The following is a 13018-nucleotide window of genomic DNA, read 5'->3' as shown; positions in this document are numbered from 1 at the left end:
GAAAGTATGGAATACAGACTCTATGTAGGCTGGCCACTCTCAGGCCAATGTTCTGGCACCACAAACCAGAACTGTCCAGATTTTGTCTGACAGTGGACAGGGCGATTACTAGGCTCAAGCAAGGGCTCATGAAACTCGGTTAGACCTATGGCCCACAGTGGCTTAGGCACTCGATACAAGGTTTCGCTAATCTGATCGAGCTGGTGGTGATAACACCAAAATCCGGCTACCTCAGAGGCTTTGATAGGGTAACCCTCACACTGGGTTGGGATCTCTTCATTCGAGAAGGGATTAGTATAAAGGCGCCCTTGCATCATCAGCTTAGGGGTGAGGTTTTGATATTCAGGGTAAAGCGCTTTGAAATAAGGTTGCTGTCCATGTTGCAGCTGACGCTCAAGCATGTGCTTAAACTTCTTATCCAGCCTATCTATGGCATTTGGCCCATACCAGAGCCCATCCTTTAATAGATAAAACTTGATGGCCACTTCCCAGTGCTCGTACTCTCCGCTGGATTGATTCTTGAGAATGAAATCCAGCTCGCCTATGGTTTTCTCCTCATCGAACAGTTGCAGTTCACTCTCTCGAATATCGAAGTCGCCGCTTTGTTCAAACAAGCGATGCCAAATATCTTGATAGATAAAGCCCAGCCTAGAATTACCCTCATAGTCATGAGTGTTGCTTAGCTCTTTGTTCAAGAAAGGTGCCTGCTCAGCAATAGGCTCATCCCCACACATCAGGTTTGGTCTGTTTTGTATCCAGTTGGCGAATCTTGTTAGGGTTTCGGGCGTTAGAAGAGGGTACATGCTTTGACGTAATTTCAAATGTTTGATTAACTTGCAAGGTAGCACAAAGCGGCAACTTAACCATGGTAAAACAATGAATAACTTACAATTGCAGTCTCTTCTAAATCAGAAGCTATCCCCACAACTTATCAAAGATTATGCACCGAACGGCCTTCAAGTAGAGGGTACAGCTGAGGTGAAGAAAATCATCACGGGTGTGACCGCCTCTCAAGCGCTGATCGACGCTGCTATTGAAGCAAATGCAGACGCTATCTTGGTTCACCATGGCTATTTTTGGAAGGGCGAGCCAGAGCCTATCGTGGGTATGAAGGGTCGCCGTATTCGCGCACTTATCAAGAATGACATTAATCTTTATAGCTACCATTTGCCGCTAGATATCCATCCTGAAATAGGTAACAACGCTCGTCTGGCTGAGCTTTTGGATATCGTGGTAGAGGGTGGTTTAGAGGGACATCCGCAATCTGTTGCCATGTATGGCCGATTAAAGACGCCAATGCAGGCGAGTGAGTTTGCTGAAAAGATTGGTCAGGTGCTAAATCGTGAGCCGATGCATATTGCTCCTGAGAGTGATAAAACCGTTATAGAGACAGTAGGCTGGTGTACAGGTGGTGGACAGGACTTTATCAATCTTGCCGCAGACTTTGGTTTAGATGCCTTTATTTCAGGTGAGATCTCAGAGCGCACTACCTATAGTGCTAGAGAGCAGAATATTCACTATTTTGCAGCCGGGCATCATGCTACCGAGCGCTATGGTATCAAGGCACTAGGGGAGTGGCTTGAAGCCGAACATGGTATGGATGTCACCTTTATCGATATTGATAATCCGGTATAAAAAAAGAGGCCAAATGGCCTCTTTTTTAGTTGTTGAGAGTGAATTATTCGCGCTCGTGTAGAGACTTAAATTCACGTTGTGCTTCACCTGTGTACAGCTGACGCGGACGACCGATACGGTTGTGCGGGTCACTGTGCATCTCGTTCCAGTGTGCAATCCAACCAATAGTACGCGAGATAGCGAAGATAACTGTGAACATAGACACTGGGATACCGATCGCTTTAAGGATGATACCTGAGTAGAAGTCTACGTTTGGATACAGTTTCTTCTCTACGAAGTATTCGTCAGAAAGGGCGATACGCTCAAGCTCCATAGCTACGTCTAGTAGTGGATCCTTGATGTTTAGCTCTTTCAATACCTCGTGGCAAGCTTCACGCATTACAGTCGCACGTGGGTCGTAGTTCTTATAAACACGGTGACCGAAGCCCATCAAACGGAATGGGTCATCTTTGTCTTTCGCGCGAGCTACGAACTCTTCGATGTTGTCTACGCTACCGATCTCTTCTAGCATACGTAGGCAAGCCTCGTTAGCACCGCCGTGTGCTGGGCCCCAAAGAGATGCGATACCCGCTGCAATACATGCAAATGGGTTAGCACCCGATGAACCTGCTAGACGTACAGTCGAAGTCGATGCGTTCTGTTCATGGTCAGCGTGCAGGGTAAAGATCTTATCCATAGCACGAGCAACCACAGGGTTAACCTCATACTCTTCGCAAGGATTTGCGAACATCATATGCAGGAAGTTTTCTGCATAGGTTAGGTCGTTACGAGGATAGATGAACGGTTGTCCAATACTGTACTTGTAACACATAGCTGCCAGAGTCGGCATTTTTGACAATAGACGGAACGCCGCGATCTCACGGTGTTTGTCATTGGCAACGTCCAAAGAGTCGTGATAGAAGGCCGCTAGTGCGCCAACTACGCCACACATCACCGCCATTGGGTGTGCGTCGCGACGGAAACCGTGGAAGAAACTCGCAATTTGCTCATGAACCATAGTGTGACGAGCTACGATGGTCTTGAAGTCTTCGTATTGTGCGCGAGTTGGTGCTTCGCCATAAAGCAGGATGTAACAAACTTCTAGATAATCTGCATTGTTCGCCAACTGATCGATTGGGTAGCCACGGTGTAGAAGGATACCCGCGCCGCCGTCGATATAAGTTATTTGAGATTCACAAGATGCAGTGGCAAGAAAACCTGGGTCAAAAGTAAAGAAGCCTTTGCTTCCCAGTGTACGAACATCAATTACGTCTGGGCCAACAGTACCTTCCATAATCGGCAGTTCGATAGGCGCTTGACCCTTTATGTTAAGAGTCGCTTGCTTGTCTGCCATAACATTCTCCTTTGTTATTTATTGTTCCATTTTTCTCCAATGGTGCCCCGAATTTGTACTTAGGTTCGGGATTGATGTCAATTTATATAACTTTTTGTGTGCACTTGTTTTGATTTTTATACATATAAAGATTAAAAGTCTGGCCTATGTAGCATATTTTGTTAACTCGATTGTATTAGTATGTTAACGACCTTATAGTGACGATGAAGTTCAGCCCCATCCCCCGACCGTTCAGGCCTCGCTCTGGATTAAAAAGAGGCGGACAGGCAGTTTTACGACAACTATAAGGCTTCATTGCTACAGAAGTATTTCTTACATTCTGTAAGCTTTTGTTAAATTTTTGAGAATTCATCATCTATTTGCATTTAACAATGCTCAAAGGAGCTGAGTGAGCGCGCCGTGACCAAGAAAAATCAAAGACCCGTCAACCTGGATCTGCAAACGATCCATTTTCCCATTACCGCTATAGCATCCATCCTACACCGAGTTTCAGGCGTAATTACGTTTGTATTCGTGGGTGTGTTGTTGTGGTTACTCTCTACTTCATTGTCCTCGCCACAGGGCTTTATGGAAGCAGCTAGTTTTGTAGATGGCTTCTTCGTTAAGTTCATTCTGTGGGGCATGCTAACCGCACTTTTCTATCACATTGTGGGCGGTATTCGTCACCTATGTCAGGACTTGGGGTATTTCGAAGAGCTAGAAAGCGGCGCTAAGAGCGCGCAGGTTTCTTTCATCATTACAGGCGTTCTAGCACTACTGGCAGGGGTAATCGTATGGTAAAGCACGTTTCAACCTTAGGTCGTAATGGCGTACATGATTTCATCCTTATTCGTGCCTCTGCCATTATCTTGACCCTTTACACCATCTATATCTGTGGCTTTTTCCTAATGGCCGGTGATGTGGGTTATATGCAGTGGAACGGCTTCTTTGAAAGCCTGTTCACAAAAGTATTCACTATGGTCGCACTAGCTAGCATCTTAATTCACGCATGGATCGGTTTGTGGCAAGTGCTGACTGACTATATCAAGCCAACTCTGCTTCGAGGAAGCCTGCAATTTGCATTGATTGCAGTTCTATTTGGCTATTTCTTCTCTGGCTTATTCATTCTTTGGGGGGCATAAATGACGATTCCAGTTCGTGAGTTTGACGCAATAGTCATTGGTGCTGGTGGTGCGGGTATGCGTGCCGCGCTACAAATTTCAGAGCAGGGGCTTTCGTGCGCTCTGCTATCAAAAGTATTTCCGACTCGTTCACACACAGTATCTGCACAGGGTGGCATCACAGTAGCCCTAGGTAACTCTCACCAAGATGACTGGCAGTGGCACATGTATGACACGGTTAAGGGCTCTGATTATATCGGTGACCAAGACGCTATCGAATATATGTGTAAGAACGGTCCAGAATCTGTTATCGAGCTTGAGAAGATGGGTCTTCCATTCTCTCGCTTTGAAAACGGCACCATCTATCAACGCCCGTTTGGTGGTCAGTCGAAGCAATTCGGTGGCGAGCAAGCAGCGCGTACAGCGGCAGCAGCAGACCGTACCGGTCACGCACTTCTGCACACCCTGTATCAGCAGAACATCAAGCATAAAACCACCATTTTCAGTGAGTGGTATGCGCTAGATATGGTGAAGAACCAAGATGGCGCTATCGTGGGTTGTACTGCAATCTGCATGGAAACCGGCGAGATCTGCTACTTCAAATCTAAGGCGACGGTTCTAGCAACCGGCGGTGCAGGCCGTATCTATCAATCTACTACTAACGCACACATCAACACAGGTGACGGTGTAGGTATGGCGCTTCGCGCCGGTGTACCTATGCAGGACATGGAGATGTGGCAGTTCCACCCAACCGGTATCGCAGGCGCAGGTGTACTTGTGACTGAAGGCTGTCGAGGTGAGGGTGGATACCTTCTAAATAAAGACGGTGAGCGCTTTATGGAGCGCTACGCACCGAATGCCAAAGACTTGGCAGGTCGTGATGTGGTAGCTCGTTCTATGATGATCGAGATCCGTGAAGGTCGCGGTTGTGACGGCCCATGGGGTCCACACATCAAGCTTAAGCTAGATCACCTAGGTAAAGACGTACTCGAGTCTCGTCTACCGGGTATCCTTGAGCTTTCTCGCACCTTTGCTCACGTTGATCCAATCAAAGAGCCAATCCCGGTTATCCCAACCTGTCACTATATGATGGGTGGTGTTCCGACTCAGGTTTCAGGTCAGGCTATTAAGCAAGATGCGAACGGTAATGACGTTGACGTTCAAGGTCTATTCGCTTGCGGCGAAATTGCTTCTGTATCGGTACACGGTGCGAACCGACTAGGCGGTAACTCGCTACTAGACCTTGTGGTATTTGGCCGTGCAACCGGTCTGCATCTAGGCGAAACACTGGCTGCGCAATCTGAAGCTCGTGATGCCTCTGAATCAGACATCGAAGAGTCTCTAGCGCGCACCATGCGCTGGGAAAACAGCACCAGCGGTGAAGACCCAGCACAGATTCGTAAAGACCTACAAACCTGCATGCAAAACAGCTTCTCGGTATTCCGTGAAGGTGAAGCAATGGCAAACGGTCTTGAAGAGCTTAAGGTTATCCGTGAGCGTCTAGCTGATGCACACCTAAGCGACAAATCTAGCGAGTTCAACACTCAACGTATCGAGTGTCTTGAGCTGGACAACCTAATGGAAACGGCATTTGCAACGGCTGTAGCGGCGAACTACCGCACCGAGAGCCGCGGCGCACACGCTCGCTTCGACTTCCCGGATCGTGATGATGAGCAGTGGCTATGCCACTCTATCTACAACCCGGAAACCGAAGCTATGACTAAGCGTGACGTGAACATGGAGCCTGTTCACCGCGAAGCGTTTCCACCGAAAGCACGAACTTACTAAGGGGGCGGGATATGAACTTGAATTTCTCTATCTATCGCTATAACCCAGATGTGGACTCTAGACCCTACATGAAGCAGTACACCCTAGAGGTGGAAGAAGGGTCTGACATGATGGTGTTGGATGCTCTTATCCTATTGAAAGAGCAGGATGCAAGCCTGTCGTTCCGACGCTCTTGTCGTGAGGGTGTATGTGGCAGTGATGGCTTGAACATGAATGGTAAAAACGGTCTGGCGTGTATCACGCCGCTGTCTGCGCTGAAAGGCGACACTATTACTATTCGTCCGCTGCCGGGTCTGCCTGTGGTTCGTGACCTTATCGTCGACATGACTCAGTTCTACGACAACTACGCTAAGGTGAAGCCGTTCTTGATCTCAGATGGTGACTTACCACCGTCACGCGAGAACAAGCAGTCTCCAGAAGAGCGAGCGCATCTAGATGGTCTGTATGAGTGCATCATGTGCGCTTGCTGTACCACCTCTTGCCCATCTTTCTGGTGGAACCCTGATAAGTTTATCGGCCCTGCAGGTCTGCTTGCGGCGTATCGTTGGTTAATCGATAGCCGAGATACGGCAACAGATGAGCGTCTTAGCAATTTAGACGACGCATTTAGCGTTTTCCGTTGTCATGGCATCATGAACTGTGTCAGTGTATGTCCTAAGGGTTTGAACCCAACCAAAGCGATTGGACATATTAAGACCATGCTAGTGAATCGCTCTGTTTAGATGATTGAAATTACAGGCTTTTCAGAGTTTACTGTTAAGCCTGTTTTAGCCCAAATTGGTTGCTCTGCAGCTGATTTTGAAGAGATAAGTTCGGCATAGACCGAAATAGTGAATAAGAAATTACTAGTTAAGGGAATATATGCATAACGGTGTGATGAAGGCCTGGCTCGAGTCTTCTCACTTGGCTGGCGCCAATGCAGTGTACGTGGAAGAACTCTACGAACTCTATCTAAGTGACCCAGATCTGGTTAGTGAGGAATGGAAGCGCGTCTTCGAGGGGCTGCCTGCGCAAGCTCCAGAAGCAGGGGAGCAATCCCATACGCGAGTTCGTGACTACTTCCGCAGACTTGCACAAGAGACAAAGCATTATAGTGTCCAGGTCAGTGATCCTGATGTCGATGCAAAGCAAGTAAAAGTCCTACAGCTGATCAACGCCTACCGATTCAGAGGACATCAAGCGGCCAACCTCGACCCGCTTGGTCTTTGGCAGCGCCCAGTTCAGCCAGAACTGGACCCAGCATTCCACAGTCTTACCGAAGACGATCTTAATGAGAGCTTTAACGTAGGTTCTTTCGCAGTCGCGCAAGAAACCATGCAGCTTAAAGACCTCTATACCGCACTAAACAAAACCTACTGTGGCTCAATCGGTGCAGAATATATGCACATGACCAACACAGAACAAAAGCGCTGGGTTCAGCAGCGTCTGGAGTCAGTGCAGTCACAGCCTGAGTTTTCGCTAGATGAAAAAATCACTTACCTTGATGAGCTGACTGCAGCTGAAGGTCTAGAGCGTTATCTTGGTGCCAAATTCCCCGGCGCGAAGCGATTCTCTCTAGAGGGTGGTGATGCCCTTATCCCAATGACCAAAGAGCTGATCCGTCATGCAGGCCGTAGTGGCATGCGTGAGGTTGTTATCGGCATGGCCCACCGTGGCCGCTTGAACATGCTGGTCAACGTTTTGGGTAAGAAGCCTCAAGACCTATTCGATGAGTTTGCTGGTAAGCACGACGAAACCTGGGGTACAGGTGACGTTAAGTACCACCAAGGCTTCTCTGCGGACTTCGCAACTCCAGGTGGCAACGTTCACCTAGCGCTGGCGTTTAACCCGTCTCACCTTGAGATCGTTAACCCTGTGGTTATCGGCTCAGTAAGGGCGCGTCAGGACCGTCTTGGTGACAAGCACGGCGACAAGGTTCTGCCTATCACCATCCACGGTGACTCAGCGATCGCAGGTCAGGGTGTAGTGCAAGAGACCTTCAACATGTCTCAGGCGCGTGGCTTCCAAGTCGGTGGTACAGTTCGTATCGTAGTGAACAACCAGATCGGTTTCACCACCTCGAACCCGCGTGATACGCGCTCGACCATGTACTGTACTGACATCGCTAAGATGGTACAGGCACCAATTTTCCACGTTAACGCAGATGACCCAGAAGCGGTTGCCTTCGTTACACGTATCGCTCTGGATTACCGCAACACCTTTAAGCGTGATGTAGTAATCGATCTGGTTTGTTATCGCCGTCACGGCCATAACGAAGCCGACGAGCCAAATGCAACTCAGCCTCTGATGTATCAGAAGATCAAGAAGCACCCGACACCACGTAAGCTATACGCTGATGTGATGATGGAGCGCGAAGAGATCGGAATCGATACCGCAACCCAGCTTGTAAACGAATATCGTGACGCGCTGGATCACGGTGAGGTGGTAGTAAAAGAGTGGCGCCCAATGGCGATGCACTCAGTAGACTGGTCTCCATATCTTGGCCATGAGTGGGATATGAAGTGGGATAGCGAGTATGAGATCGAGCGTCTGAAAGAGCTTGGTCAGCGTATCTGCCAGTATCCAGACAGCCACAAGCTACAGAGCCGAGTTAACAAGCTTTACAACGATCGCATGGCCATGATCGAGGGCGAGAAAGCTATCGATTGGGGGATGGCGGAAACCCTTGCTTACGCAACCCTAGTCGACGACGGTAAGCGCATTCGTATCTCTGGTCAGGATTCAGGCCGTGGTACCTTCTTCCACCGTCACGCAGTTCTGCATAACCAGGGCGATGCGAGCACTTATGTGCCTCTAGCCCATGTGCATGACAAGCAAGGTCCTTTCCAGGTATTCGACTCCGTGCTTTCTGAAGAAGCGGTACTGGCGTTTGAATATGGCTACGCAACAGCAGAGCCAGGCGGTTTGACCCTTTGGGAAGCCCAGTTTGGTGACTTTGCCAACGGTGCGCAGGTTGTAATCGATCAGTTCATCTCATCTGGTGAGCAGAAATGGGGCCGACTATGTGGTATCACCATGCTGCTGCCACACGGCTATGAAGGTCAGGGCCCAGAGCACTCATCTGCACGTCTAGAGCGTTATCTGCAGTTGTGTGCTGAGCAGAACATTCAGGTAGTAGTTCCATCTACACCGGCTCAGGTTTATCACATGCTACGCCGTCAGGTTGTACGTCCTATGCGTCGTCCGCTTATCGTGATGTCGCCTAAGTCGCTACTGCGTCACCCGCTATGTACTTCGACACTTGAAGAGCTAGCGGAGGGTACCTTCCAGCCGGTAATCAACGAGATTGACGAGCTAGAACCGACTAAGATTCGTCGCGTCGTCTTCTGTTCAGGCAAGGTGTACTTTGACCTACTAGAAGAGCGTCGCAAGCGTGAAATCGACGATGTGGCCATTGTTCGTGTTGAGCAGCTGTATCCGTTCCCGCTTAGTGATGTGCGCGAAGCTATCTCTATCTACCCACAAGTGACAGACTTTGTTTGGTGTCAGGAAGAGCCTCAAAACCAAGGTGCTTGGTACTCGAGCCAACACAACTTCCGTGCGGCAACGCCATTTAACACCACGCTAAATTATGCCGGCCGCCCAGCCTCGGCATCTCCGGCTGTGGGTTATATGTCTGTTCACCTGAAACAACAAAAAGCGTTGATCGACGACGCGCTAACTATTGATAAAGAACTAGAAGAATAAGGAATCCCAAGAAATGACAATTGAAATTCTGGTTCCAGATTTACCTGAATCTGTTGCAGATGCGACGGTTGCAACCTGGCACAAGCAACCTGGCGAGCGCGTTGAGCGTGATGAAGTGCTGGTTGATATCGAAACCGATAAAGTGGTTCTAGAAGTACCGGCTCCAGAAGCAGGCGTACTTGAAGAAATCATTGAAGCTGACGGTGCAACTGTTCTTGCCAAGCAGCTAATCGCTAAACTTAAGCCTGGCGCAGTTGCTGGTGAACCAACTAAGGACACCACTGAGCAAACAGAAGCGTCTCCAGACAAGCGCCATAAAGCTGCGCTAACTGAAGAGAACAACGATGCCCTAAGCCCAGCGGTTCGTCGCCTGCTAGCAGAGCACAGCCTAAGCGCATCTGATGTGAAAGGCACAGGTGTTGGCGGTCGCATCACACGTGAAGACGTAGAAGCGCACCTAGCGAATGCATCTAAACCTGCTCCAAAGAAAGAAGAAGCGCCGATTGAGAATCTTGCGACAGCAGCTCGCAGTCAGAAGCGCGTGCCTATGACTCGTCTGCGTAAGACGGTAGCAAATCGTCTTCTAGAAGCGAAGAACAGCACGGCTATGTTGACCACCTTTAACGAGGTAAACATGAAGCCAATCATGGATCTGCGTGCTCAGTACAAAGATTCGTTCGAGAAGCGCCACGATGTGCGCCTAGGCTTTATGTCTTTCTACGTGAAGGCGGTAACCGAAGCACTGAAACGCTTCCCAGAAGTAAACGCTTCTATCGATGGCGATGATATCGTTTATCACAACTACTTCGACATCAGCATGGCGGTTTCTACCCCACGCGGTCTAGTAACTCCAGTTCTAAAAGACTGTGACACTCTAGGCTTTGCTGACATTGAAAAAGGCATCAAAGAGCTAGCAATCAAAGGCCGTGACGGCAAGCTAACCGTAGACGAGCTGATGGGTGGTAACTTCACCATCACTAACGGCGGCGTGTTTGGCTCGCTAATGTCGACCCCTATCATCAACCCACCTCAAGCGGCAATCTTGGGTATGCACAAAATCCAAGAGCGCCCAATGGCGGTGAACGGTAAGGTTGAGATCCTGCCAATGATGTACCTAGCGCTTTCTTACGATCACCGTCTAATCGATGGTAAAGAGTCAGTAAGCTTCCTAGTGACCATCAAAGAGTTGCTAGAAGATCCAGCACGCCTACTGCTAGACGTTTAATTTAAGAATTGGGGGAGTTATCTCCCCCAGTTGAACCACTTTGGTTCACAAGCTCAAGAGTACCCTACACCAGTTAAAGTACCTCCTTTAACGCGAGGATAATCTGAAATTGGGTTTCCCGATTCAGAACATAAATGGAAGAAATCAATGAATTTGCATGAATACCAAGCGAAGCAGTTATTCGCAGAATTCGGACTGCCAGTGCCAGAGGGTTATGCCTGTGACACTCCGCAGGAAGCCTTTGAAGCTGCTGGTCGTATCAGCACAGCTAAAAAAGTAGTTAAGTGTCAGGTTCACGCAGGTGGCCGTGGTAAAGCGGGCGGCGTTGAACTGCACGACACTAAAGATGGCGTAAAAGAGTTTGCTCAAAAGTGGCTAGGTAAAAACCTAGTAACTTATCAAACAGACGCAAACGGCCAGCCTGTAACCAAGATCTTGGTTGAAGAAGCATCAAACATTGCTAACGAGCTATACCTAGGTGCGGTTGTTGACCGTGCTAGCCGTAAGATCGTTTTCATGGCTTCTACTGAAGGTGGCGTTGAGATCGAGAAGGTGGCTGAAGAGACACCTGAGCTGATCCATAAAGCTGCTATCGACCCGCTAGTAGGTCCTCAGTCTTACCAAGGCCGTGAGCTTGCATTCAAGCTTGGTCTTGAAGGAGACCAAATCAAGCAGTTCGTGAAGATCTTTATGGGTCTTGGCGAGATGTTTGCTCAGTACGACCTAGCACTACTTGAGATCAACCCACTAGTAATCACAGGTGAAGGTAACCTGCTGTGCCTAGACGGTAAGATCAACATAGATTCAAACGCACTTTATCGTCAGCCTAAGCTTCGTGAAATGCACGATCCTTCGCAAGAAGATGAGCGTGAAGCACACGCGGCTCAGTGGGAGCTGAACTATGTTGCTCTAGACGGTAACGTAGGCTGCATGGTAAACGGTGCCGGCCTAGCAATGGGCACCATGGACATCGTTAACCTGCACGGTGGTAAGCCAGCGAACTTCCTAGATGTAGGTGGCGGCGCGACTAAAGAGCGTGTAGCAGAAGCGTTTAAGATCATCCTTTCTGACGACAATGTTAAAGCGGTTCTGGTTAACATCTTTGGTGGTATCGTTCGTTGTGACATGATTGCCGAAGGCATCATCGGTGCAGTGAAAGAAGTAGGTGTAACTGTACCTGTGGTGGTTCGCCTAGAAGGTACAAACGCAGACCTAGGCCGTGAGGTTCTGGCGAACTCTGACGTTGATATCATTGCTGCTGAGTCACTAACAGACGCAGCTCAGAAAGTTGTTGCTGCTGCGGAGGCGAAATAATGTCTGTACTAATTAATAAAGACACTAAAGTAATCTGCCAGGGCTTCACTGGTGGTCAAGGTACCTTCCACTCTGAGCAAGCAATCGCATACGGTACCCAGATGGTTGGCGGCGTTTCACCAGGTAAGGGTGGTCAAACTCACCTTGGTCTACCTGTGTTTAACACAGTGCGTGAAGCAGTAGAGACAACAGGCGCAACTGCGACAGTAATCTACGTACCAGCTCCGTTCTGTAAGGACGCTATCCTTGAAGCTATCGATGCAGGCATCGAGCTTATCGTGACTATCACCGAGGGTATCCCTACAACAGACATGATCGACGTTAAGGTGAAGCTAGAAGAGACTGGCGTTCGCATGATCGGTCCAAACTGCCCAGGTGTTATCACTCCTGACGAGTGTAAGATCGGTATCATGCCTGGTCATATCCATAAGAAGGGGAAGGTAGGCATCGTTTCCCGCTCTGGTACTCTTACTTACGAAGCAGTTAAGCAGACTACAGATGAAGGCTTTGGTCAGTCATCTTGTGTTGGTATCGGTGGTGACCCTATCCCAGGTTCAAACTTCATCGACATCCTAAAACTGTTCCAAGAAGACCCAGAAACTGAAGCTATCGTGATGATCGGTGAGATCGGCGGCACAGCGGAAGAAGAAGCAGCAGCATTCATCAAAGAGAATGTGACTAAGCCAGTTGTTTCTTACATCGCAGGTGTTACGGCTCCTCCAGGCAAACGTATGGGTCACGCAGGCGCTATCATCTCTGGTGGTAAAGGTACTGCAGAAGACAAATTCCAAGCTCTAGAAGCGGCTGGCGTTAAGACAGTTAAGTCTCTAGCAGATATCGGTAAAGGTCTTCGCGAGATCACTGGCTGGTAATCAATACCAATCCAGACCATAAAACAATATCCCGGCTAATGCCGGGATATTTCGTTTCTGGGAA

11 protein-coding genes are annotated in these 13018 nt (G+C 48.9%); 9 read left to right on the top strand and 2 right to left on the bottom strand.

All coding sequences use genetic code 11. The features are described 5' to 3' along the window. Window positions 1–20: 20 nt before the first annotated feature. Window positions 21–803: a DUF1853 family protein gene (locus Pcarn_RS09905; RefSeq protein ID WP_261833706.1), complete on the bottom strand. Its 783-nt coding sequence runs from the start codon at window positions 801–803 to the stop codon at window positions 21–23. A gap of 73 nt (window positions 804–876) precedes the next feature. Here Pcarn_RS09905 and Pcarn_RS09900 point away from each other — a divergent pair, with 73 nt between their 5' ends. Beyond that, complete coding sequence (locus Pcarn_RS09900; RefSeq protein ID WP_261833705.1) at window positions 877–1635, top strand: Nif3-like dinuclear metal center hexameric protein; 759 nt, start codon at window positions 877–879, stop codon at window positions 1633–1635. A 43-nt stretch (window positions 1636–1678) separates the two neighbouring features. Here Pcarn_RS09900 and Pcarn_RS09895 read toward each other — a convergent pair whose 3' ends face one another. Then, the gene (locus Pcarn_RS09895; RefSeq protein ID WP_261833704.1) at window positions 1679–2968 is read right to left on the bottom strand and encodes a citrate synthase; all 1290 of its coding nucleotides are present in this window, start codon (window positions 2966–2968) and stop codon (window positions 1679–1681) included. Between the two features lie 399 nt (window positions 2969–3367). Between Pcarn_RS09895 and sdhC the strand changes: the two genes are divergently transcribed. From sdhC to sucD, 8 genes are all read left to right on the top strand, one after another. Further along, window positions 3368–3748 carry a succinate dehydrogenase cytochrome b556 subunit gene (gene sdhC, locus Pcarn_RS09890; protein WP_390904431.1) on the top strand — a complete coding sequence of 127 codons (381 nt, stop codon included), beginning with the start codon at window positions 3368–3370 and terminating at the stop codon, window positions 3746–3748. Then, entirely contained in the window at window positions 3742–4089 is a 348-nt protein-coding gene (gene sdhD / locus Pcarn_RS09885) for a succinate dehydrogenase, hydrophobic membrane anchor protein (protein ID WP_261833703.1), read from the top strand. The genes sdhC and sdhD overlap by 7 nt, the downstream gene beginning before the upstream one ends. Beyond that, window positions 4090–5856 carry a succinate dehydrogenase flavoprotein subunit gene (gene sdhA / locus Pcarn_RS09880; protein ID WP_261833702.1) on the top strand — a complete coding sequence of 589 codons (1767 nt, stop codon included), beginning with the start codon at window positions 4090–4092 and terminating at the stop codon, window positions 5854–5856. A gap of 11 nt (window positions 5857–5867) precedes the next feature. After that, window positions 5868–6578 (top strand): succinate dehydrogenase iron-sulfur subunit, encoded by a 711-nt coding sequence (locus Pcarn_RS09875; protein WP_261833701.1) that lies wholly within the window; start codon window positions 5868–5870, stop codon window positions 6576–6578. A gap of 139 nt (window positions 6579–6717) precedes the next feature. Next, complete coding sequence (gene sucA, locus Pcarn_RS09870) at window positions 6718–9543, top strand: 2-oxoglutarate dehydrogenase E1 component (protein WP_261833700.1); 2826 nt, start codon at window positions 6718–6720, stop codon at window positions 9541–9543. A 13-nt stretch (window positions 9544–9556) separates the two neighbouring features. Beyond that, entirely contained in the window at window positions 9557–10768 is a 1212-nt protein-coding gene (gene odhB, locus Pcarn_RS09865) for a 2-oxoglutarate dehydrogenase complex dihydrolipoyllysine-residue succinyltransferase (protein ID WP_261833699.1), read from the top strand. A 147-nt stretch (window positions 10769–10915) separates the two neighbouring features. Beyond that, complete coding sequence (gene sucC, locus Pcarn_RS09860; RefSeq protein ID WP_261833698.1) at window positions 10916–12082, top strand: ADP-forming succinate--CoA ligase subunit beta; 1167 nt, start codon at window positions 10916–10918, stop codon at window positions 12080–12082. Next, window positions 12082–12954 carry a succinate--CoA ligase subunit alpha gene (gene sucD, locus Pcarn_RS09855; RefSeq protein WP_261833697.1) on the top strand — a complete coding sequence of 291 codons (873 nt, stop codon included), beginning with the start codon at window positions 12082–12084 and terminating at the stop codon, window positions 12952–12954. The genes sucC and sucD overlap by 1 nt, the downstream gene beginning before the upstream one ends. Window positions 12955–13018 lie beyond the last annotated feature (64 nt).

This window comes from Vibrio ishigakensis, assembly GCF_024347675.1.
Taxonomy (GTDB): domain Bacteria; phylum Pseudomonadota; class Gammaproteobacteria; order Enterobacterales; family Vibrionaceae; genus Vibrio; species Vibrio ishigakensis.
This window is presented reverse-complemented; position numbering and strand designations above follow the sequence as displayed.

Coding starts and splice junctions, on each gene's coding strand:
- sucC (WP_261833698.1), top strand. CDS start 10,916: ATGAATTTGCATGAATACCAAGCGAAGCAGTTATTCGCAGAATTCGGA.
- sucD (WP_261833697.1), top strand. CDS start 12,082: ATGTCTGTACTAATTAATAAAGACACTAAAGTAATCTGCCAGGGCTTC.
- Pcarn_RS09900 (WP_261833705.1), top strand. CDS start 877: ATGAATAACTTACAATTGCAGTCTCTTCTAAATCAGAAGCTATCCCCA.
- sdhD (WP_261833703.1), top strand. CDS start 3,742: ATGGTAAAGCACGTTTCAACCTTAGGTCGTAATGGCGTACATGATTTC.
- Pcarn_RS09895 (WP_261833704.1), bottom strand. CDS start 2,968: ATGGCAGACAAGCAAGCGACTCTTAACATAAAGGGTCAAGCGCCTATC.
- Pcarn_RS09905 (WP_261833706.1), bottom strand. CDS start 803: ATGTACCCTCTTCTAACGCCCGAAACCCTAACAAGATTCGCCAACTGG.
- odhB (WP_261833699.1), top strand. CDS start 9,557: ATGACAATTGAAATTCTGGTTCCAGATTTACCTGAATCTGTTGCAGAT.
- sucA (WP_261833700.1), top strand. CDS start 6,718: ATGCATAACGGTGTGATGAAGGCCTGGCTCGAGTCTTCTCACTTGGCT.
- Pcarn_RS09875 (WP_261833701.1), top strand. CDS start 5,868: ATGAACTTGAATTTCTCTATCTATCGCTATAACCCAGATGTGGACTCT.
- sdhA (WP_261833702.1), top strand. CDS start 4,090: ATGACGATTCCAGTTCGTGAGTTTGACGCAATAGTCATTGGTGCTGGT.